Source organism: Cyclobacterium sp. 1_MG-2023 (assembly GCF_030546805.1).
Classification (GTDB): domain Bacteria; phylum Bacteroidota; class Bacteroidia; order Cytophagales; family Cyclobacteriaceae; genus Cyclobacterium.
Window position 1 is genome coordinate 268,586 of the sequence record NZ_JAUOPC010000003.1, and the last position, 24,522, is coordinate 293,107.

Genomic DNA, 24,522 nt, shown 5'->3' on the forward strand with positions numbered 1-24,522 from the left:
ATGAAAACGATAAAAATAATTCAAATAAATTTCGTGGTCCTAGGTATGCTCCTTTTAACAAGTTGTGGTGATGACTTTCTTGAAGTGTATCCTACGGATAGGATCACCACTGTATCATTTTGGCAAAATGAAAATGATGTCAAATTGGCGCTAAATGGTATATACAGTGTAATAAAACACAGGGCTGTATATGGTTCCGGTCCAACATTTGATGCCATCACACCTTATGCCTACCAGTGGGCTCATTGGAATGGTTTGGAAAAACAAATAGGAAACGGATCAATTACAGCAAGCACAACCGGCGGTTTGGTAGATGAGCGGTGGACCATGTGTTATAGGATCATCAATTTCTCAAATGATTTTATTGCCAACATAGAAAATGTGGCGCTTGAAGCAGATAAAAAAGCGACTTATTTGGGAGAAGTCCACTTTATTAGAGGGCTTGCCTATGCATTATTGGCAGAAACTTATGGTGGTGTACCAATCATTCTGACAAAATTAAATACAGAAGAAGTTACCTCTTTAAGTAGAAACTCATTGGATGAAACCTGGGCTCAGGCAATTTCAGATTATGACTTTGCGATACAAAATTTAGCTCCTGTTAGTTATGAATTGGGTCGGGCTACAAAAGGAGCTGCCTTGGGGATGAAAATGAGAGCTTACTTGTACCAGAATAAATATACAGAAGTATTGCAGGTTATAGATCAAATAGATGCGTTAAACATGTATGACCTTTTCCCTAGTTATGAAGGGCTTTTTATGGTTGACAATGAAAATAATGAAGAGGTATTGTATGACATTCAATACATGGCAGGTGAGCAAGGTCAGGGTAATTTCTTTGCTTGGTTAGCACTTCCAGGTGGAGTTGCCGCTGCAGGTGCTAGTGATCCAGCACCAACTCAGCATATTATTGACGAGTACGAAATGATAGATGGTTCAGAAGTAGATCCTAACAATGAATTTGCAGGAAGAGATCCAAGATTGGATTTCTCTATACTCAGACCTGGAGCAACCTTTGAAGGAATGTTATACCCCTCTGAAGTTCCCAATCATACCGGACAAAGAGTTGGGTTTGGCTTACGTAAAAATGTAGGAGAAGGCATTGCCCTACTAAGCCCAAGGGTTTCTCCTTTAAACTTTATTGTGTTGCGTTACGCCGATGTTTTATTGGCCAAAGCAGAGGCACTTATCGAGACCAACCAAGATATTCCAGAGGCGATAAATATTATCAATCGAATCAGAACTGAACGTGTTGATGTTAAAATTACTTCTTTGTCCACAGGGCTTTCTCAAGAGGAAGCAAGAGAAAGGTTGAGACATGAACGTGTAGTTGAATTTTTTGGTGAAGGGATTTTATGGGCAGATATAAAGCGATGGAAAATTGGTCAGGACATTTACCCTGTAGACATTAAAGCTGCTGATGGAGGCTTGATTGAAGTTAAGTTCCCTAACGGGTACGAAGATAGGCATAACCTGTTGCCAATTCCTGACAATGAAATAGCGTTCAATGAAAATTTGGAACAAAATCCTGGTTGGTAAGCAGAATTGTTTAATAAAACTTGATTATTAGGCTGATAAAAGGAATGTCAACTGATTGTTAAGTATTTGAAAAATGTCATGACCGAAACTTTTGTGGATAGCCCTTACAAACACAAATATTTCAGGTCATGACATTTTCATTAATTTATATAAAGGCATTTCGTATATTAGAATGAAAAATTTTGCCAACTGAGTAAAAGATGAACAAAAACCTTTTATTAAAAATATCTTTTCTTTTAACCATTGTTTTAGTGGTTGTTTGGGTCATTCCATTTAATAAAACCATTGAATTTTCAGAGGAAATAGAGAAAGAATTACCTGATAATGTAGACTTTAATTTACATATCAAGCCGATTTTGTCTGATAGGTGTTTTGCTTGTCACGGACCTGATGTGAATAAAAGAGAGGCAAACTTACGTTTGGATGTGGAGGCAGATGCTTTGGGTTTGATAGGAGAAAATAAGGATCATTATGCCATAGTGCCCGGGAAACCATTAAAAAGCGCAGTCTATGAGCGTATTGTAACAGAGGAAGGGGATTTGGTAATGCCTCCAACAGATTCGAATTTGAAACTTTCTCAAACGGAAAAAGCACTAATTACACGGTGGATTGAACAAGGAGCAAAGTATAAACCCCATTGGTCATTTATCCCCCCAAAAAACCAAAATCTACCAAATCTTAAAGATTCAGCACGCGCTTGGGTAAAAAATGAAATAGATTATTTTGTTTATGATAAATTGGCTGCCAACGGTTTTCAACCTTCAAAAAGAGCGAATAAAGAAATACTTATCCGAAGGCTTTCATTTGATCTTACAGGACTGCCACCAACAGTGGAAGAGGTGGAAAGTTTTTTAGCAGATACTTCTTCACAGGCTTATATGAAAATGGTAAACCATTTTTTGAATTCACCCCATTATGGAGAAAGACTGGCTTCTAAATGGCTAGATTTAGCAAGATATGCTGACTCCAATGGTTATCAGGATGACGGAATGAGAAATATGTGGCCTTGGAGAGATTGGGTGATCAATGCATTCAACAAAAACCTGCCCTATGATGATTTTATCCTTTGGCAATTGGCAGGTGATTTATTACCTAACCCAAGTTATGATCAAATTTTAGCAACCGGCTTCAATCGCAATCATCCCCAAAGTCAGGAAGGAGGAATTATTCCGGAAGAATACCGTGTTGAATATGTTGCTGATAGAACCAATACCTTGGGAAAAGCTTTTTTGGGATTGTCTACGGAATGTGCAAGGTGCCATGATCATAAATATGACCCTATTTCTCAAAAAGAGTACTTTCAATTATATGCTTTCTTTAATAATATAAATGAAACGGGTCAAGTACCTTACGTAGGGGATGCAAGTCCTACCTTAATACTAAAAGATGATATAGAGGTCGAGGAAAAGATTGCCTACCTCAATGAAAAAATTAAAGAAAAAGAGATTGCAATCAATAAGGTTAAAAATGAAGCACTTAAATCCTTTGAAAGCTGGGTTGCAAACCTAGGTTCAAAAACCAATTCTTCACCAAGAATTATAGGTGAAATAGGCCATTACCCACTTGATAAACCTGTGGACAACAAATTCAGTAACCTTATCAATAAGTCCAATCCAGCTGATATGGTGGTAATTCAAAAGGACAAAGAAATTATAACGGTAGATGGTAAATTTGGTAAAGGTATCCAGTTGGTAGGAGACAGTTATGTTGACTTGGGTCCTGAAATAGCTTATTTTGAGCGGAGTGATCCATTTACCATTAGTTTATGGTACAAAGCCATTGAAGACAGTTTAAATGGGCCTATTTTTTCAAAAACAGGAGGCTTTGCGAATGGTTTTAGAGGATATGAACTTTTGATAAGAGAGGATGGCAGCCTTACCGGTCTAATGAGTCATACTTGGCCTGCAAATGCCATTGAAGTGCATACCAAAGAGAAGGTGCCACTCGGAGAATGGGTGCACTTGGCCATGACTTATGATGGTTCCAGTAAAGCTTCAGGATTGAAAATCTTTATGAATGGAAAACCTTTACATGTTAAAGTAATAACAGATCACTTGAAGCAGAGTATTTTGGCTTATGGGAAAGAAAAGAGAGGAATTGGGCACCCCGGTAATTTACAAATCGGTAAAAGAGGGACAAATTTTGCAGAAACTTTGGATAATTCCCTTGTGGATGAAATCCGAGTTTTTGATCGCGCATTAACAACCATTGAAACCCAAATTTTAGCAGGGTTGCCTGATCCGATTTTGGAAAATAAAAGAAAAGGAAACCTTGCTGAATTACAGGAATATTTTTATGCTGTAATCAATAAACAAAACAGAAAACAAGAAAGCGATTTACACCATCTTAGAAGAGAAGAGAATGCGTTGGTAAGTGCCAAAGGGGAAGTCATGGTAATGAGGGAGAGAAGTGAGGAGAGGGCAACCTTTATTTTGGATAGAGGCGTTTATGATGCGCCAACTGAGCAAGTATTTCCAAATACACCGGAAGCTCTTTTGGATTTTCCCGATTCCCTACCAAAAAATAGATTGGGACTGGCCAAATGGTTGTTAGGCAAAGAAAACCCTTTAACTGCCAGAGTAATTGTCAACCAATATTGGGAAATGATTTTTGGTCGTGGGATAGTGGCTACCCCCGATGATTTTGGAAATCAGGGAGAGTTTCCCTCTCATCCTGAATTATTGGATTGGCTTGCCCTTAAATTTATTGAATCAGGTTGGGATCTCAAAGAATTGATAAAATTGATGGTAAGTTCAGAGACCTACCAGCAATCTTCAGTTCTAATGGACCATCATAGGGAAAGAGATCCGGCAAATATTTGGCTATCAAGAGCCAACTCCTCCCGTCTGCCGGCAGAAATGGTAAGGGATCAAGCCCTGCTATCGAGTGGTTTGCTGGTTAAGAAAATTGGAGGTGAAAGTGTTAAACCGTACCAACCAAAAGGGTTATGGCGTGAGTTGACAGCAACTTATGCCAATGAATACATTCCCGATACAGGTGAAAATTTATACAGACGTAGTCTTTACACCATTTGGAAACGGAGCTCACCTCCGCCGGCGATGATCAATTTTGATGCTTCAGATAAGTATGTGTGTATTATCAAGCGTCAAAACACCAATACACCTCTGCAAGCATTGGTACTAATGAATGATCCTCAATACATGGAAGCGTCGAGGGTTTTGGCGGAAAAAATGTTAACAGAAGGTGGAAATAATACTTCTGATCAATTGAAGTATGGTTTTAAAGCGATAACCAGTAGAAATCCTGAAGCAAGTGAGTTAAGGGTTTTAGAGAAACTGTATCAAAATGAACTTGAAGAATTTATAAAGGCTCCACATGATGCCGATAGCCTACTTCATGTAGGGGAATATAAAAGCGATGTTAGTTTATCGAAAGAAAAATTGGCTGCATTAACCTTAGTCAATTCGACCTTAATGAATTTTGATGATGCCATTTACAAACGGTAAATAGGCCTATTTCAAAAAAACATCTTAGCAATAATGAAAGAGTTATTGAATATAAATATAACTAAATGAGTTTATTACATAATTCAAATATTGACCGTCGGCAATTTTTAACCAAAACGAGCTTGGGTCTGGGGAGTTTGGCTTTGTCGTCTTTATTGGATCCCGGGAATCTTTTGGCCAATATTGGTGGTAGCAATTCGGCAGGGCTAGGTAAGCTTCCTTTGGTTCCAAAGGCCAAACGTGTGATTTACCTTTTTCAAAGTGGAGGACCATCTCAAATGGAACTATTTGATTATAAACCATTGCTTAATGAACGGTTTGGGCAGGAATTACCGGCCTCAATAAGGGCTGGTCAGCGATTAACGGGCATGACATCGAGTCAAAACTCCTTCCCACTTGCCGGGTCGGTATTTGATTTTGCACAATACGGACAAAGTGGGGCATGGGTGAGTGAATTGATGCCCCACACCGCCAAAATTGTTGATGAATTGTGCTTTGTTAAGTCCATGCATACTGAGGCGATAAACCATGATCCTGCCATTACTTTTTTTCAAACCGGATCTCAATTAAGTGGTAGACCATCCATGGGGTCTTGGGTCAGTTACGGTTTAGGAAGTGACAATAAAAACCTTCCGGAATTTTGCGTTTTGCTATCTAGGGGAAAGAATGGTGGACAACCCTTGTACGCCAAACTGTGGGGGAGTGGCTTTTTACCTTCACTGCATCAAGGTGTACAGTTTAGGTCTGGAAAAGATCCGGTTCTTTACCTTAATAACCCAAATGGCCTAAGTAACAAAAGCCGACGAAGGATGCTGGATGCTTTAAAGGATCTTCATGAAATAAAATATGATCGGGTAATGGATCCGGAAATCAATTCAAGAATTTCTCAATATGAAATGGCTTATCGAATGCAGTCCTCTGTACCGGAAACAATGGATATTTCCAAGGAGCCGGATTATATATATGATATGTATGGTCCAGATTCAAGAAAACCCGGGACCTTTGCTGCAAACTGCCTCTTAGCTAGGCGATTGGCTGAGAAGGACGTGAAATTTATACAGTTATACCACCAAGGTTGGGATCAACATGGTAATTTACCACGTGACATTCAAATCATGAGCAAAAGTGTGGACCAGGCAGGAGCTGCTTTGGTAATGGATTTAAAACAAAGAGGGTTATTAGAAGATACTCTTGTCGTTTGGGGTGGTGAATTTGGTAGAACCAATTATTCTCAAGGGAAATTGACAGTAGATAATTATGGTAGAGACCATCACCCAAGATGCTTTACCATGTGGATGGCAGGTGGAGGGGTAAAGAAAGGGGTTACCTATGGCGAAACATGTGAGTTTGGTTATAATATAGTAAAGGATCCTGTTCATGTGCATGATTTTCAAGCAACCATGCTTCACCTTATGGGTGTGGATCATGAGAAATTAATTTTCAAACACCAAGGTAGAAGGTTTAGACTAACGGATGTAAGCGGACACGTTGTCCATGATATAATTAGTTAATAAAAGGAATGTATTGAAACATAGTGTATTGATAAACAAACCCACTCAATGACGAACTTAGAAAGAAGGTCTTTTATTAAAGGCGCGGCAGCAGTTTCTGCCATTACGATTTTGAAACCAAGCACTGTGTTTGGCACTAAAGCAAATTCTGCCATTCAACTTGGTATAATCGGATGTGGAAATAGAGGAACTTCTGTAATATCTGCCATGTCCAAGTATACAAATGTTAATATCATGGCCATGGCAGATCTCTTTGATGACCAACTGCAGGTAGCCAAAGAAAAGTTTGATGGGTTAAATCAAGAAAAGGGATTTGCAAAAATTGATTCAAGGAATATTTACCAAGGTTCCAAAGCCTATTTGGATTTACTTAATAATAAAAAGGTCGAAGCAGTATTAATTTCATCTCCGGCTTACACCCATCCTGAATTTGTTGAAGCAGCAATCGCTGCAGGGAAGCATATTTATTGTGAAAAGCCGGTAGCAATAGATGTGGAAGGTGTCAAGAGAATAGAGAGGGCAGGTAGCTCCATAAATGGGAAGTTAAGTATGGTTGTGGGGTTCCAGATCAGACATGCTACTGCTTACCAAGAGATGGTCAAGAGGGTTCAAGAAGGGGCTATAGGTGATTTAGTGACAGCTCAGCTGTATTATTTGGCTTCAGGACTACCCCTTAAACCAATAGATAATATGTCTAAATCTGAAGCCATGATTCGGAATCAATTTCACTTTAGAGCATTGTCTGGTGGAATCCTTTTGGATCAAGGAATCCATATGTTGGATGTTTGTAGCTGGGCCCTTCAAAAGAAACCTATTTTGGCTATGGGAACAGGAGGTCGAGACCATAACAATGCTTTTGGTGATGCATGGAACAACTATCAAATAATATACAAATACCCGGATAATATAAGGGTGAGTTTTCATTCAACCCAATTAGGACCGGTTTTTGGAGATGTTTGTGCGCGTTTTATTGGAACCAAAGGCATTGCAACTGCTCATTATAGCGGAGGAGTATTTATAGATGGCGAGCAGGCCTGGGATTCAGGTGTGTTAAGACATGAAAGCCAAGGTCAAGATCAAAATCAACAAGCAGCCGGAGTATTTACCTCAGCTTTGCACGATTCCAATGAGAACAAAGTCAAAAGTTTTATCGGAAGTATACGTTCGGGTAATTTTCTAAATGAATCTGCTTCTGGTGCCGCATCTACTTATACAGCAATCCTAGGTAGAATGGCCGCTGAAAATGGGGAACAAGTTTCTTGGGAATCCATGCAGCATTCCAATGAAAGCATAGACCCAAATTTGAATTTGCCTCAATTTGATTGACTTAACTTTCAGTCAATCGGTGCTTTAAGGAATTGGGACAGGTGAATTAATATGCTTTGTAAGCATGAGACCTGCTACGTTAGCAGTGAATGTCAATGCAACTTCAAGGAAGTTGTATAATGATAAATGCTTGCCTATAATATCTTCTAAAAGTGTAATAAATTCTGTTTTGGGTTTAATTGAATCAATGGGTTGAAGTAATTTTTTCGGAAAAAAATAGTTGATACCACACGATCTGATGGTATTTATATGGAATAGGGCCGTAATTATATTTTTGGATAGTTTCCATATCAATAAAAGTAATATGATGTTTGATTTGAAGCCTATGCTTTTGTAAAAGATGAGTTTTAAAAATGTATATGCATTTCATCGAAGTGAGATTTAAGTACCGTTCTTCCTTAAATTGGGAGACTTGACCAAAAAATAGGTAAGGTTTAGCTTTCACACCACGGGTTTTGTCAAAAAAAAACTAATTTTGATAATAAGGTGAAAGTTAAAATGCCATTTTAGTCAAATTGGCAAATGTCTTGGAAGCAGTAAGAAGAAAACAGTATTTTTATTAATAAAGCAACAATTAGTTAATAATTAAGGCGAATAATTATATATGAAGAAATTTAACTCAAGTAAAGTGTGTTGGGGAGTGATTGGAGCAGGGAGTGTATGTGAGAAAAAAAGTGCCCCAGCCATGAATAAAATAACTGATTCATCGGTGATAGCTGTGATGCGTAGAAATGCAGAAAAGGCAAAGGATTACGCTGAAAGGCATGGAGTTCCAAAATGGTATGCGGATGCGGATGAATTAATCAATGATCCGGAGGTAAATGCAATTTATATTGCCACCCCTCCCAATTCACATTTGGAACTAACCAAAAAGGCTGTTGAAGCCGGGAAGCCGGTTTATGTAGAAAAGCCAATGGCAAGGAACCATGAAGAGTGTTTGGAAATGATCAAAATTTGTGAGGAAGCCGGTGTACCGCTTTTTGTTGCCTATTACCGGCGTACCCTTCCGAATTTTTTAAAAGTTAAAAGTTTAATAGAAGAAGGAGCCATTGGAGATCCAAGGTATGTAAACATAGTCATTAACCAATCCAAGCACCCGGATGTAATCAAAGATGAGTCCAATTGGAGGATAGATCCTGAAGTGGCTGGTGGAGGCTATTTTTATGATTTAGGCTCTCATCAATTGGATTATTTGGACTTTCTATTCGGTCCAATGAAGGAGGTCAATGGTGTGGCAGCGAATCAATCAGGGGATTATCCGGCTGAAGATATTGTTTTGGGGAATTTTATTTTTGAAAGTGGTGTGTTAGGGAGTGGTAATTGGTGTTTTACTACCGGTGAAACTTCTCAAAAAGATGAAATAGTAATAATAGGAAATAAAGGAGAAATAAGGTTCCCTTGTTTTTGGGGTACTTCTGTTACCTTAAAAAGAGATGGCAAAGCCGATGAAGTTTTTGAATTTGAAATGCCTGAAAACATTCAGTTTTTTCTTATCCAATCAATTGTGAATGAATTGCTTGGTAAAGGAGGGGAATGCCCTAGCACTGGAGTTTCTGCTGCAAGAACAAATTGGGCCATGGAACAAATGATTAAAAATTTTAATTGATTAAACACTTTAAAAATGACTAAACAAAAGCCATTAAGGTTTGGGATTATAGGTACAGGTGCTATTGCTGGAATGCATGCAGCAGCAATCAATGCCAGTAAAGAAAGCGAATTAATTGCTGTTTTGAGTTCTACTGAATCCCGCGCAAAACTGGCCGAGAAAAAGTTTCAAGTTCCGGCTGATTTTGAAATTGAGAAGTTTTTAAGTAGAAAGGATTTGGATGTTGTCTGCATTTGTACCCATAGTGGAAATCATCTTGAGCCCGCTGTGGCTGCTGCTAAAGCAGGCAAGCATGTATTGTTGGAAAAGCCCATTGAAGTAAGTACCGAACGAGCGGATTTACTGATAAAAGCTTGTGAAGATGCTGGAGTGAAATTAGGAGTTATTTTCCAGAATAGACTTAAACCTGGGTACCTAAAGTTGAAAGAAGCTGTAAGGGCTGGTAAAATCGGTAAATTACTTATGGGAACAGCTGCCATTAACTGGTATAGAGACCCTTCTTATTATAGTTCCAGTGATTGGAAAGGAACAAAAGAAGGTGATGGTGGAGCTGCACTTATTAACCAAGGAGTCCATACCATTGATTTACTATTGGATATTATGGGGGATGCAGAAGCTGTTTATGGACAGGTTAGGACGATGGTACATCAGATAGAGGGAGAGGACCTAGCTTCGGCAATTGTGAATTTCAAAAGTGGTGCACTTGGAACAATTACCGGTGGCACTTCACTTTACCCGGGGAATCCTGAAAGGTTGGAGATTTATGGTGAGAATGGAAACATAATATTAGAAGGAGGAAAAATTATCGCTTGGAATATTAAAGGTGAGGAAGATAAGTTGATTCCCGGTTCGAATATTGGAGGAAGTGGTGCTTCAGACCCTATGGCCATAGATTTTAAGCTACACCAAGTGCAGATTGAAGACATGGTAGAGGCCATTAGAAAAGATACTAATCCGGTGGTAACCGGGCAAGATGCCAAAAGATCACTCGCCTTAATTTTAGGGGTGTATGCATCCTCAGCAGAAAATAAGAAAGTAAGTTTGTAAATATTTTATGGTTTAGAAATAGACCGTGTAGATGTAAATCCCCTCAATCAGAGGATAGTTTATAGATCTCTTAAAACCGAATAATTATAATAAAATTGTTCGCTTTTAAGAGATTTTTTTCTAGAATTTACCTTTATACTACTGTTAAATTTTTTAAGAAGGAATCGAGATCCAGAATGAGGCAAGTTGTACTTATTTATTGCCTAAAAAAGCCAAATCAAACTCTGTCTACCTTATTATTATTGATATTGATTTTTTTAATTTCTGAACTTTAAGAAGTGGTCCTTTCCGGTTTTTTTTTGGGGAGCACCTGATCGTTTTTCTATTTCATTGCTTACCTAAATTAATTGATGAAACGTTAATGTAAATGTTCCAATTTTAAACATAAACTTAGTTTTTAGAATAGGTTTAATTTTATTTGATTATTTTTAGATAGAATGGAGAATTTGGGAGAGGGCTGATCAAGTATTTATAATACCATGGAAGAAAAAAGGACAGATGAAGATCGTGGAATAGTAGATAATGGAATCACAGATGAATTGGATTCAATAACTGATTTAGCTGGGATTTTGACCGGTGCTCCTGTTAGTTTTCTATTTAAAATTAATAAAGGTAATACCGCTATAGTTTCTTGTATTGGATTAGATGATTCTAAGTCTCTAGAAGAAATAGGCTTAATGGAATTAGTTAGCCATTTCTCTGAAGAGGTGCATGTAGTGACTGATTGCAAAAAAGATCCGGAACTTTCACAAATTTCTTTTCCGGAAATGTATTTCTATGCAGGAGTACCACTAAAAACCTCATCAGGTGAAATTTGGGGCATGTTGTGTGTCATTGATTTTGAGCCAAGGGAATTGGATGAGAAGAAAATTAAAGCGCTTAAACTTTTAGCGACACAAACAACCAAATTATTTGAGATAGAGCAAAGTAATAGTGAATTAGCAATAACAAAAGAAAAGCTAAAAAGTGAATCAGATAGGTTGAATAATATATTAGAGGCAACCCAATTAGGTGCTTGGGAGTGGGATATGGAAAAGAATATTGTCTCTATTAATCACCAATTTGCATCTATGATAGGGTATGAGCTTGAGGAGTTGTCACCATTTACAATGGATGACTGGTATAAAATTTTACACCCTGAAGATAGAGGGAATTCTGACAGCGTTTTAAAAGCTTGTTTCAATAGGGAGTTGGATTTTTATGACATAGAATGCCGGCTGATTCATAAGGATGGTCATGAGGTTTGGGTCAATGATAAAGGAAGGGTGACCAAGTGGTCACCTACCGGCAAACCATTACAAATGTCAGGTACCCATGCGGATATTACGAATAGGAAGATTAATGAGATTCAGTTTCAGACAGTGTCTGATAATATTCCAGGAGTAGTTTACCGATATAAAAAGCTACCATCAGGTAAAAATCGCTTTGAATGGGTAAGTAATGGTGCCAATCAAATTTTCGGATTTTCTCCTAATCAAGTTATGGAAAATAGCAATTTGGTTTGGGATAGTGTATTTCAGGAGGATGTGAAAAGCCTTAGCGAATCTATAGATAAATCCGCTGAAAGTTTAACCTATTGGTTAAAAGAGTACAGGTATCTACATTCAGACGGTTCCTTGCGCTGGCATAAAGGTGCCGGTACTCCTCACAAATTAGAAGATGGTAGTATTGTGTGGGACTCCATCATCATGGATGTTACCAAAAGGAAGAAAATAGAAGAAAAGTTAGGCGAGACTTTGTTTTTTTTACAAAATAAAATTAAAGAACAAGAATGTATATTCAATATTAGTAGACTAGACTATTCTTGGGATCAGATTGATTCTTTGTTTCAAAATGCAAGCAATATCTTTCCTTTGGCTTGGCCAATCCCTGAGGAAACTCATGCAAAGATCACGTTTCAAGACAAAGTGTATTTAAGTTCAGGATATCAACCTTCAAAATATATATTAAAATCTGAATATATATTACACGATGGTAAATCTTTGGAACTTGAATTAGTACTTCCCAAAAACACCTTTGGTGAAAATAGATCTAGCAATATAAAAAATGAATCTAGGCTAATTGATAACCTAATGTATCATTTAGGTACTTATTTAGACCAGTTAAGTAGCCAAGAAGCATTACGGATATCAAATGAAAGAATAGGAACGCTTATTCAAACCATCCCCGGAGTATTTTGGGAGTCTCATTCCGATAGTTTTAAACTTAGTTATATAAGTCCTCAAGTAAAAGATATTTTAGGTTATATGCCGGAAGAATGGTGTGAGGATTCGGAATTTTGGGTGAATCATATTTATAGTGATGATAAAGAAAAAGTTCTTAAAATAATTTCGGAAAACTCCAAAACTAATAATGACTTCACAATCGAATATCGGTTTATAAAAAATAACGGTTCCATTGTATGGGTCAGTGATATGATTAAAGTAATTGTTGATGAAAAAAATGGAATAATGTACAGGGGCCTTATGGTAGATATTACCAAAAGGAAAGAAGCAGAAATAGCCCTTAAAAAAAATGAGAAGAGATTTAAAGCGCTTGTAGAAAATGGTAGAGATGCCATTGTTATTTTTGATGCTGAAGGTGTCCAGAAGTATGTTTCACCTTCAATTACACAAGTTCTCGGTTACAGTGAGGAAGAAGCGTATGGATTGCAATTGAATGAAACCATTCATCCGGAAGATATGGCACTGTCTTTGGCAAAAATTCAAAGGGCTATGGCTTCACCTGGGCTACCAATTGAAGGGGGGATTATAAGAACGAAACATAAGGATGGTACGTGGAGATGGGTAGAATCTACGATAACAAATTTTTTAGATGATCCTGACATTAATGGATTGGTTGATAACTTCAGGGATATAACTGAGAAAGTAAAGCTTAATAACCAAATGGAGAAAAGGGAAAAAAGATTCCGGTCTCTGGTTAAAGAAGGTTCTGACTTGACAGCTATTATCTCGCGGACAGGAGAGTATTTGTACGTAAGTCCAAATTATCCCCAAATTTTAGGGTACAAAGAAGAGGAACTAATCGGCGATTATCCTGTCAATTATTTTCACCCGGAAGACAGAGATCGAGTTATAAAAGAGTTTAGTAACCTTCCTCTAAGGCAAAGAACCAAAGGCCACCCTTACCGATACAAACGTAAGGATGGCTCTTACTGCTGGCTACTAACAGTAGCTACAGATTTATCGGATGACCCTAGTCTTGGAGGGGTTGTTGTGAATAGTATGGATATCAGTAAACTAATTGAGGCACAAGGAAGACTTATTACTAGTGAAGCCAGGTATAAAAGCTTTCTTGACTCCCAAACCACATTTGTCATCCGGATTGATCTTGAAGGTTACATTAGCTTTGCTAATACCAAATACATTGAGACTTTCAATTGGCTCTTTTCTGACAATGAAAAAATTAATGTTATCAATACTGTCCCGGATGAAGAAAAAATCAAATTAAAGCAAATTATTAATAAATGCATACAAGAACCTGAAAAAGCACACAAAGTAGAACTTCACAAATTAAACCCTAAAAAAGGTACTTATACCACAATATGGGACTTTGTTGGTATACTTGGGGTTGATGGAAAACCCCAAGAAATTCAATGCAATGGAATAGATATTTCCGAACGAATTGCTTTTGAAGAAGAACTTAAAAAGAGTAATGAGCGCTTTGAGTTGGTTATGCAAACAGACTCCGGAAGTATATGGGATTTTGATCCCAGTACTGGTGATATGTTTTTAGGGGAAGGGTTTGCTTTAAACTTCGGTATCAAAATTCAATCTCTATCAAATAATTACGAAGTTTTTTCCAATAGCATCCATCCTGATGATCTCGACTCATACAGGGAAAAAGTAAGGCAAATTATATTTAACAGCTTAGAGAATCAATTAGAAACAGCATATCGCCTTATTAAAGAGAATGGGGAATGGGCATATGTAAAAGAGAAAGCAGTTATTCTAAGAGATCAAAATGGGAAAGCTTACAGGGTGGTCGGTGCTATAAGGGACATTACTTTGGAACATTTTTATGGTGAACTTGAAACCATTGAAAAAGAGCTGATGGAGATGAGCATGGAAAAGGACGCAAACCTACCCGATTTATTGATCAGTTTTCTTTCCAATTTAGAAAGACTGTTTCCCTCCATGAAAATGGCAATTTTGAAGGTTTCAGACAACCGTCTATTGAATTTGGCCACACCTTCTTTTCTTGATTTAAATAAAGTTAGCGTCAAAGATTTTGAGTTGTATTTGAATGAGTTAACTAGCCAAGAAAATTTTTCAGATTTATTAAATAAGGAAGTTTTTATACCTGAAATTAGAAAAGACAATAGATGGAAAGGATTGATGAACTTTTCGAAAGAAGAAAAAATTCGATCTTGCTGGTTATTACCAATTAAGAACTCAAGTGAGAGGTTAGATGCAGTTTTAATAAACTTTTTTGAATATGCAAGAAAGCCTAGCGGTTATGAATATTATGCTATTCGAAGGAGTCAAAGAATTTTCCCTGTATTGTTAATGAAATTTGAATATTTTGAAAACTTACATAAAAGTAATGAGCGCTTTACCTATGTCAATATGGTTACCAATGATGCCATTTTTGACTGGGATTTTAATAAGGACGAGTTCCACTGGGGAGAGGGATTTTATAGGATTTTTGGCTACCAAAAAGGTGAGGAGATCAATAAAATTTCAGAATGGGCTTCTTTTATGCATCCGGTAGATTCCATAGAAACCGACAAAGTGTGGGATGATTTTGTTTCTGATTCTAAAAGTAATAGATGGCATAAGGAATATAGATTTCGACATAAATCCGGTCAATTTCTTCATACAGAGGAGATTAGTTATATGATTAGAGACAGCCAAGGTAAACCTTTAAGAATGATTGGTGTCTTACGGGATAAAACCGATGAAAAAGAAGATTTTTTTCAAAAAGAAGTGCAACACCAACTTGCCAAATACTTCAAAGATGATTTAACACTGAAAGTAATCTTAAAAGATGTCTTGAAATATATTTCTTCTATATCAGACTTTTCAGGGTGTGAAATTTGGCTATTAAATAGAAAGGAGGTTGGAATAAATTTACTTCAAGATTATTGGGCTATTAAAAACCCGAATTTGAATGATATAAAGAAGATAAATAAAGGTTTAGCTAATCATGCTTTAAATTCCGGTTCATTTTTAAAGTTCAATGAACTGGAAATGGAGCCTAGTTTTGCAGGGATAAATTCTGATATACACCAATTTATTAAGGAAGTTATAGGAATACCATTGTTTCAAAATAACATTCAGGTTGGGGTGTTGCTATTATATGTCAATGACATAGTTACATTGCCTAAGGATTGCCAACAGTTTTTTGAACCAATTGGCGTCTTATTAGGAGGAGAAATTAAACGGAAACAGCAGGAAGAAGAAATGAGGCTTCTTTTTGAAAGCGCTCCTGAAGTGTTGACTGTAATTGATACAAGTGGATATTTTGTAAAAGTTAACCCCTCATTTTGCAAGGTATTTGGATATAGAGAAGAGGAGGTTTTAAACAAAAAGTTTGAGGACTTTATTCATCCTGAGGATAAAAGTTTATCAATGAGGAAGTTTTCTTTAGAAAAGGGGGGGGGAGTAAAAAACCTAATTAATAGATACCAAACCAAATCAGGTCAACACAGATGGATTTCTTGGAATACTTCCGATAAGTTTGGAGAAGAAGATTTGGTATTTATTTTTGGCCATGACATTACGGAATTAGTATCTTTACAAACCTTACTTGACAATGCTTCTAAACTCTCAAGAATGGGTAGTTGGGAAATTGACTTGGTAAATAATGAACTTTTTTTATCCTCCACGTCCAAGGAAATTTACGGTCTTCCTCAAGATAGTTCTCCTTCCCTAGAAGAAATTTCAGCATTTTATGATATTAACACAAAGGATACAATCGAAAATGCACTTAAGCAGGCAGTAAGTAAGGGAAAGTCTTGGGATTATCAGATTCTATTAAAGCATTTGAATGGAAGTGAAACTTGGATAAGAAGTATTGGTAAGCCTGAATTTAGCAATGGTAAATGTGTTCGTATTTCCGGATCACTTCAGGACATCCACAATCAAAAGATAAGCGAAATTGAATTAGCGAAAAACAATCAACTTCTCGAAATAATTTCTAGAGTAATTGAAAAATTTCTGTTAGTTGAAGATTGGAAGGATGCCATAGAGAAGGTTTTTCAACTTACGAGTGAAGCAGTTGAAATTGATAAAATTAATTACTTTCAAAAAAATGAAGTTGGAGATGATGGGGAAGAGTATGTTACAAAGATGATTGAATGGACGGTAGGGGAGGATATAAACTTTACAGAAAATGTTGCTGTCCAAAAGCTAGCTGTTGATGATTTTCCTGAGATAATGGATGTCTTGAAAAGAGGAGAATTGTTTATCGTAAATACAAGTGAATTACCCCATTGTAAATTGAAAGAGAATTTTGAAAAGCTAGGGGTTTATTCTAATGTTTCAATTCCGATCACAATTAAAAATAAATTTTATGGATTTTTAAGTTTCAAAACCTGTCATACAGAACGAGATTGGAGCGAGAGTGAGATTTCATTTTTACAAACCATTTCTTCTAACTTATCTTCAGCGATACAGCGAACCAATAGCCAAAAGGCCCTTTTGCAATCCTTTAAAGAAAAGAATGCCATTTTGGAGAGTATAGGAGAGGCATTCTTTGCTTTGGATAATGATTTTAAAATCCTCTATTGGAATCAGCGTTCAGAAGAAATTATCGGCATAAGTAAAGAACGAGCACTCAATAATGTGATTTGGGAGGTGATTCCGCGAATAAAAAATTCCAAAGTTCAAAAACAGCTATTTTTCGCTCTACAAAATCAGGTGAATGTACATTTTGAGATGTTTTCCGATCGAAGAAAAATATGGTTGAATGTAAATGGTTACCCTTCTGAAGATGGCATTAGTGTTTTTATTAAAGACATAACCCAAGAAAAATTAATATCAGAAAAAATTCAACTTTCTAATGAGCGGTTTGAGAAAATAGCTGAAGCCACCAATGATGCTATTTGGGATTATGATATTGAAAACAATGAAGTTTTTCGAGGGGTGGGATTTCACACCCTCTTTGGATACGATTTGAAGGATAGCTCTCCGGATATAGTAGCCTTACAAGAATTGATTCATCCAGAAGATAGGGAAAGAATCACGGTGAAATTTAAAGAATTTATTAATAGTGATGTTCTTACCAATTGGTTCGAAGAATATCGTTTATTATGTAAAGAAGGACATTACGCCTTCGTAATTGACAGGGCAATTTTTATTAGAAATAAAAGCAATAAAGTTACTCGGGTGGTAGGTGCCATAACTGATATTACCTATAGAAAAGAGTATGAAGAATCCCTTCAAGCTATGAATGATCAAATGGCCCAGCATGCCATTGAGCTGGAAAGGTCAAATAAAGAGCTGGAGCAATTTGCCTATGTAGCTTCTCATGATTTACAGGAACCTCTGAGAATGGTGAGCAATTTTATGGGATTGTTAGAAAGGAAATACCGAGATGAATTGGATGAAAAAGCGCACCAGTACATAGGGTTTGCTGTAGACGGAGCTATGCGGATGCGCCAAATTATTTTAGATTTATTGGAGTTTTCAAGAATAGGAAAACATGAAGACAAGCTGAAAATATTAAATATTAATGAGTTAGTTGATGAGGTCTGTGTGCTACAAAAAAAGAGGATTAAAGAATCCAAGGCAATTGTAAACTTCAATAAACTTCCTCGAATTGTTTCTTATAAAACACCACTATTTCAGGTTTTTTATAACCTTATTGGAAATGCTTTAAAGTACAAGAATGAAAATGAAGAACCAGTAATAGATATTAGTTTTGAAGAAAAGGATGGGTTTTGGCAATTTTCTGTCGAAGACAATGGAATTGGAATAGATCCAATCCACCACGAAAGAATTTTCACTATTTTTAAACGTCTTCATGGAAAAGGTAAATATGAGGGCACCGGGATGGGATTGGCCATTGTAAAGAAAATCATAGACAACTTGGGAGGAGAAGTTTGGGTAAATTCGGTAAAAGGTGAAGGTGCTAAATTTTATTTTACTATACCTAAGGCCAATCCGGAGATGAATATGGAGTGAAAAATCGTTTTAATATAGAAGGATTCAAATTTAAAAGATGGGTAAATTCTTTCTTAAAAAATAATGAAATGGGTAGCTTCGAGAAAAATCATCGTGATATATAATCAAATTTTTTTTGATTAAATCTATTAGTAACCTCATTAGAGGGTTATTAATGTTGTTGAAATGATTAAAATAGAAAAGCCCCGGAAGCGGAATTCCGGGGCAAAAACAATTTAATTCTATTTAAAATACCACCACTAAGCACTAGTGTTCATTTTAAATGCTTAAGTGCTATATCTAATAAAGGTTAGGTTTATATTTTTGGAAGTTCAAAACCTTCTCTGTATTCTTTCGATACAAACTGATTGGCAGGTTCAAAATTGGTAACCTTCATGTTTTCACCATCCCATAATAGTTTAATGCCTCTACCAGGATAATCAAAGCCCTTACCATCGGCTTTAGGTGTTCTCAAGTCATAACTCTTTATGGCCAAATTGCCCATAAGTACGGATTCAGTCAAAGGACCCGCAATAGAAAAAGGAGAACTTAGCTCATTGTATTCTTTACTTCCATGACCTGCAATACATGCATTAACCCACTGTGCATAGTGACCTCCCACGCCACCTTCTACACGTGGTAAAGTGGGAGCTACATTTACGCTATCATTGATTGAAGAAGGTAATAACTTAGGATTCATACCATAGGTAGAACACATCATTTTACCCCTTGTTCCTTCAATTATAACGCCATTTCCACCATCACCCATTTCTTCATTAGGACCAAGCTCTTCAGGCCTGCTAGGTTGGATACCACCGTCCATCCAGTGAAATTCAATATTACCTCCATTAGGCCTGTCAAAACCCAAGGTGATATGAGAGGAAGGAGGACAGCTTTCAGGGAAATAGCCTTTTGTAAATTCTCCTGTATATACGGAGCCAACACTACATTCTGCACCGGTAGGGTATCCTAAGTCTAAGGTACGGAAAGCAGGTTCCATCAAGTGACATGCCATATCTCCTAAGGCACCTGTACCAAATTCCCACCAGCCTCGCCAGTTAAAAGGGTGTAAATTTTCCACATATCCCATTTGCCTTGCCGTTCCTAACCAAAGGTCCCAATTAAGATTTTTAGGCGCTTTTTTTCCTGATTCCCCAGGCCAAGGAACACCTTGAGGCCAAACGGGGCGGTTGGTCCATACTTGGACTTTAGTCGCCTCGCCTATTAGCCCTGCAGCATACCACTCACGCATTTTCCGAACCCCGTCTCCTGAAGCCCCTTGATTACCCATTTGGGTTACTAACTTGTGTTTTTCTGCTGCCTGAGTAAGTACTCGTGCTTCGTGTATGGTATGTGTCAATGGCTTCTGAACATATACATGTTTGCCCATTTTCATGGCCATTAATGCTTGGACAGCATGATTATGATCTGGTGTGGAAACAGAAACAGCATCTATATTGTTATTTTCCTTTTCCAGCATTTCTCTATAATCTTCATAGAACTTTGCTTTAGGATGAGCTTTGATCCTTCCGGCGGCCCTATTTGGATCCACGTCACATAGAGCAACTATATCTGCATTTCCACTTTCGTAGAAATTTCTAATATCACTTCCACCTTTACCGCCGGCACCTATACCTGCAATTCTAAGTTTGTCACTCGGTGCCTTAAAACCCGGCCCTCCAAGTACATGTCTAGGTACAATGTAGAACCCGGCTGCTGCCATAGCAGAGGCTTTCATAAAATTCCTTCTGGAATTGTGTTTTGTGGATTTACTGATATCTTTCATTGGTAATTTTTTAAATTATTATAAAGGTCTAAAATATTAAAAATTGATGAAAGTTTCTTGTTTTTTTATATAGAAAAATAGTTTTTGGAAATCTCTCTTTCTATAATATAAAAGTGAGGCAATAGAATATACCTTTTCCTAGCTTATACATACAATAATCAAAGAAGAAGACCAATAATTATTGGTCTTCTTCTTTACTTTCAACTTGCTTAGTTTTTTTCGTTTTTTTTATTTTAGGTTTATTCAATAGGTAATCCTTTTGTATGTCAGGGTCATTTTGATAACATACAGGTGATGAATTTTCAACAAAATTTGTTTTATCCTCTTTTTGATCATTCATTTTCAACTGGTTTTTTCTTTCAACAATTCAGCGATTAATGAAATATTGTTTCCAATGGCAGCGGGATTTTTGTCTATAATTGCTAAACCTATATCCCCTAATGCTCCTATGAAATCAAAGGCCTTTTGAATATCTATCAAGGAATTGATGCTACCCTTAATCTCCTTATTAATACTGCTCAGCTTTGATATCGCTGCAGCTGTCTCTTCTCCAACAATAATGGTTGACAAAAGCTTCATCTCTCTGGCAGTTTTCATCAATTGATTTGATTTTTTACCCATTTCAAGAAAAGTCTCATGGCTGATTTTTTGTTGACTTATTTTTTCAAACCTATAGTCATTGAATTTTTTGGCAACCTCTAAAAATTCATCTGCCAAGTGGCTTATTTGTTCGCTGTCAAATCTATCTTTCATTTTTTAAGTTGCTCATAAGTATAATGTAGTGTACGTAAATCTGCGGATATTCGTCCAATTTCTGCTTTGAAATTGGCACTATTTAATTTTAAATCGGAGGATACCAACTTATGGTGTTCTTCAGCAATAAATTCAACCACTTCGATTAGTACCATAATTTGATCAGTACGCGTCCTATGATCGGCTAACAATTGGTAGTATTCCTTAGCCCCGGATGCCTTATCTATGGCGTTTAAAGCTGGATCGAAGCTCTTGCCTTTGTAAAAGGAATACCAGGCTTCCTTTTGAATCCCCATCAGCCCCAAAAGATTTTCATTTAATACAAATACTAGTTTTTCACTAATTATTTGTTGGTATGGGTCTGCTTCCTTCATATATTCTTTAACCCTATTTTTCCGGTATTGACCTGTTACCGCTATTAAGCTTATTTCCGATAATTTTTGAAAAGCCAACAATTGATCTTCCTTAAATTCAATCAGTTTAGAGGCAGCTAAGGCATTAGCAGGCCTATTCAAATTGTAATGGTTTATTTCCATAGAAGACAATTGATAAAGTCCTTCCCAATAATCCATTAAAACGAAATAAAGATTATTTACTTGTTCATCTGCCTTTAGGTAAAGATCACAAGCACAATTTTCTTCCCTTTCAATTTTATATTGGCTTACTTTAGCAAAGGTACATTCTTCAAGACATGCAGCATGGAAATTATATTCAATTTCCTTTAACTGGCCGATTCCCTCTAAGGCTTCTTTTGACAAATCTTGAACAGGTATTAGGCTGGTGCAGGATAATGACAGCCCTATGATAAAAATACCGGCTATTTTTGGAATCAATTGCATGTTTTAAATATACCGATTATTCCTGTATTTTGGTGTTTAGTCCGTTGCCAAATAAAGGATTTTGCAAAACATAATAATAGGATTATTTGCAATTAAGCCATATTGGAAAAGAATTTATACCAACCTCTATATCCTAAACCTAGAAATTTCATGAAGAGAAAAGACCTTTACCTATTTGCTTTAAGGTATTTGATAGGTGGAAATCTGATATATAGTGGTTCTTATTTTTCAATATGAAAATTTAACATTCAAAAAGATCAAGTCAATCCGGTTTTATTAATCAAGATATAAAGGAATACTCAGGTTCTTCATTGAAGATTTTTCAAAACATCCCATCTTGAATTTCCTCTTTCGTAAAAAAACAGCTTTGGTAAGTAATTTTTTTAATCCAACCTAAGGTTTAAAACGCTTCTTTAAAATGGATAAAATCCTCTTTCATGAATCCCCATCTTTTAATTTCGATTTGCAGTCTAGCCATTGATTTATCCCTTTATTGGATTGGAATTATCCATTCAATTACTTCTTTGATTTCTTCGGCTAAATCCCTGACATTAATAGGCTAGGGGTCGTAAACATCCGTCTCTTCTTGCTAAAAATAATTTTTACGGTTTTCGAAAAATTCGTTAAATGGATTTTATTAATTATAATGTATTGAATTTAGGTTAAAATGTATAAATAATTCTGAAATTTAGCTAAGTGACCGAATTTGAAAGTAGATTTACATATACTAGTATCATATAAAATAAATTGATTTTCCCAATTAATAGCCTGAAATTGAAAAGGAAAGATTTTTGTTTTGGATTATATATATAGTTAAAATCAATTTGTAAAAGAGATAATGAAAGGTAAATCAATAGCTATCCTCGGTATAGGAGGAGTTGGTGGATTTGTTGCAGCTAAAATTTTAGCAAATCGTTCAGATAAATCAGTAAAACTTGACTTAATTTCAAGAGGAGCCACCTATGATAATATCAAATCAAAAGGCCTGGTCTTTAGCAATCCGGATTCGGAGGAGTTTTTACAATCTGATGGGCTATTTTTGACCGGTGAATGTAAAAACACCTACGATGTGGTGATTTTGGCCACCAAGTCACAGTCCTTGAAGCATGCTATTTTAGAAAATCAAGCAATATTTGGAAAAGAAACTTTGGTTCTTCCTTTACAAAATATGACGAATGCTGCAGCCTTTATTCGGCCTTTGGTGGGGAAGGCTATGGTTATGGATGCTTGTATTTACCTGATTTCAAATGTTCAGGAACCAGGGCATATCAAGCATCTGGGAGGTCCGGGGAAAGTAATTGTTGGCTCTCCAAAAACTGATACTTATGACTGGGTTTTTAATTACCTAAATAAATGTGGAATACCACTAAACTTAGTGCCTGACGTAAACTTGCATCTTTGGAGGAAGTTCTTGTTTATTTCTAGTCTTGGAACGCTAACAGCTGCGAAAAATGTGACCTTTGGAGAAATTAGATCCAATGAAGTATTGAAAGGAGTTTGGATTGGTTTGATGGAGGAACTGATCCAATTGGCGCAAAAACAGGAAGTTATGCTTGACGACTCTGACGTACAAAATGCATTGGCTATGATTTCAAATTTCCCTGAAAATGCCAAATCTTCTTTTCAGCTAGACATTGAAGCAGGTAAGTTTGGAGAAAAAAAGACCTTGGTGGATGAAGTTATTATAAATTCAAAAAAATATGGGTTAAGTTGTGCCAATTACCAGGTTTTAGAAAGTAAGATTTCTGAGCGTCTGGGAAATAACTAAAAGAACAATAGGTGTATTTTAAAGATACCAATGTCTTTCAATCCTGCTTGTTTAGGAGTAACTAGATTCAATCATTCGATTTCTTGGAAGTTTTTTTCCTAAGAAAACCAATAATGCCAGGATGGATAAGAACAAAAGTATAATAAGACCAATATTCTGAAAGGCATTTAAGTATCCAATATTGGCTATGTTTAAAAAAGGGTAGGGGTAAAAGCCTGAAAAATGGCCTCTAATTAATACAAATAGTAAATAGCAAATTGGATAAATTATCCAGTATGATACGGGTTTGAATTTCAAATCAATATTAGAAACAATAAAACTCCAATAAATTAAAACCCAAAGGGGAACTACACTGTGCAATAATTCATCAACAAGATATTGAAGACCTGTAGGTTGCCAAATTCCTCTCAAAGTAATTTGATAAACTAAACCTACTATAAGTATAAATGTGGTTATGGCAGTAAGTGCTCCGGCCTTATGGAATATTGAAAATGGAAATCTCTTTAACTCAAATGCTTTGGATGAAAAATAAAGGGCAACGAGTGTGTTGGTTAAAATGGTGAAAAAACTAAAAAATCTTACTATGGTTTCTATGATGTCTGCCTGTCTATTAATAACCATTAAGTAGAACTGGGCAATAACAGCAAACCAGACAATAATTGAGGTAAATATTTCAATATTTCTTTTCATAAATATTCGGTTATAATATTCTCCATTACCAAATATAATAAAAAGTGGGAGCAATTTTAGGTTAGTCTTCTTAAAGGGGATT

The 24,522-nt window shown here is 36.3% G+C and carries 13 protein-coding genes; 8 read left to right on the plus strand and 5 right to left on the minus strand.

The genetic code is table 11. The annotated features are described in order from the left end of the window. The 7 genes from Q4534_RS05725 (at position 1) to Q4534_RS05755 (ending at position 18,625) form a co-directional block, all read left to right on the plus strand. Positions 1–1,539, plus strand: coding sequence for a RagB/SusD family nutrient uptake outer membrane protein (locus Q4534_RS05725; protein WP_303612211.1), 1,539 nt, complete (start codon positions 1–3; stop codon positions 1,537–1,539). A gap of 200 nt (positions 1,540–1,739) precedes the next feature. Next, the gene (locus tag Q4534_RS05730) at positions 1,740–5,006 is read left to right on the plus strand and encodes a DUF1553 domain-containing protein (RefSeq protein WP_303612212.1); all 3,267 of its coding nucleotides are present in this window, start codon (positions 1,740–1,742) and stop codon (positions 5,004–5,006) included. A 65-nt stretch (positions 5,007–5,071) separates the two neighbouring features. Next, positions 5,072–6,517 carry a DUF1501 domain-containing protein gene (locus tag Q4534_RS05735; protein WP_303612213.1) on the plus strand — a complete coding sequence of 482 codons (1,446 nt, stop codon included), beginning with the start codon at positions 5,072–5,074 and terminating at the stop codon, positions 6,515–6,517. Positions 6,518–6,565: 48 nt separating this feature from the next. Continuing rightward, a complete protein-coding gene (locus tag Q4534_RS05740; RefSeq protein WP_303612214.1) occupies positions 6,566–7,843 on the plus strand; it encodes a Gfo/Idh/MocA family protein in 1,278 nt (425 codons plus the stop codon). A 604-nt stretch (positions 7,844–8,447) separates the two neighbouring features. Next, positions 8,448–9,449, plus strand: a complete 1,002-nt coding sequence (locus Q4534_RS05745; RefSeq protein ID WP_303612215.1) for a Gfo/Idh/MocA family protein — start codon at positions 8,448–8,450, stop codon at positions 9,447–9,449. 15 nt (positions 9,450–9,464) lie between these two features. Beyond that, positions 9,465–10,496, plus strand: a complete 1,032-nt coding sequence (locus tag Q4534_RS05750) for a Gfo/Idh/MocA family protein (protein WP_303612216.1) — start codon at positions 9,465–9,467, stop codon at positions 10,494–10,496. A gap of 479 nt (positions 10,497–10,975) precedes the next feature. Next, positions 10,976–18,625, plus strand: a complete 7,650-nt coding sequence (locus tag Q4534_RS05755) for a PAS domain-containing protein (protein ID WP_303612217.1) — start codon at positions 10,976–10,978, stop codon at positions 18,623–18,625. A 295-nt stretch (positions 18,626–18,920) separates the two neighbouring features. Here the strand turns inward: Q4534_RS05755 and Q4534_RS05760 are convergent, their stop codons facing one another. From Q4534_RS05760 to Q4534_RS05775, 4 genes are all read right to left on the minus strand, one after another. After that, positions 18,921–20,390, minus strand: a complete 1,470-nt coding sequence (locus Q4534_RS05760; protein WP_303612218.1) for a Gfo/Idh/MocA family oxidoreductase — start codon at positions 20,388–20,390, stop codon at positions 18,921–18,923. 178 nt (positions 20,391–20,568) lie between these two features. Further along, positions 20,569–20,730 carry a hypothetical protein gene (locus Q4534_RS05765; RefSeq protein WP_303612219.1) on the minus strand — a complete coding sequence of 54 codons (162 nt, stop codon included), beginning with the start codon at positions 20,728–20,730 and terminating at the stop codon, positions 20,569–20,571. 2 nt (positions 20,731–20,732) lie between these two features. Continuing rightward, on the minus strand, positions 20,733–21,143 hold the full coding sequence (locus Q4534_RS05770) for a hypothetical protein (protein WP_303612220.1): 411 nt from the start codon (positions 21,141–21,143) through the stop codon (positions 20,733–20,735). After that, positions 21,140–21,982 carry a hypothetical protein gene (locus Q4534_RS05775; RefSeq protein ID WP_303612221.1) on the minus strand — a complete coding sequence of 281 codons (843 nt, stop codon included), beginning with the start codon at positions 21,980–21,982 and terminating at the stop codon, positions 21,140–21,142. The genes Q4534_RS05770 and Q4534_RS05775 overlap by 4 nt, the downstream gene beginning before the upstream one ends. Before the next feature lie 838 nt (positions 21,983–22,820). On the opposite strand from Q4534_RS05775, the gene Q4534_RS05780 reads away from it, so the two are divergent. Then, positions 22,821–23,750, plus strand: coding sequence for a ketopantoate reductase family protein (locus Q4534_RS05780; protein WP_303612222.1), 930 nt, complete (start codon positions 22,821–22,823; stop codon positions 23,748–23,750). A 51-nt stretch (positions 23,751–23,801) separates the two neighbouring features. Here the strand turns inward: Q4534_RS05780 and Q4534_RS05785 are convergent, their stop codons facing one another. Further along, positions 23,802–24,440 carry a Pr6Pr family membrane protein gene (locus Q4534_RS05785; RefSeq protein ID WP_303612223.1) on the minus strand — a complete coding sequence of 213 codons (639 nt, stop codon included), beginning with the start codon at positions 24,438–24,440 and terminating at the stop codon, positions 23,802–23,804. Between the last annotated feature and the right edge of the window lie 82 nt (positions 24,441–24,522).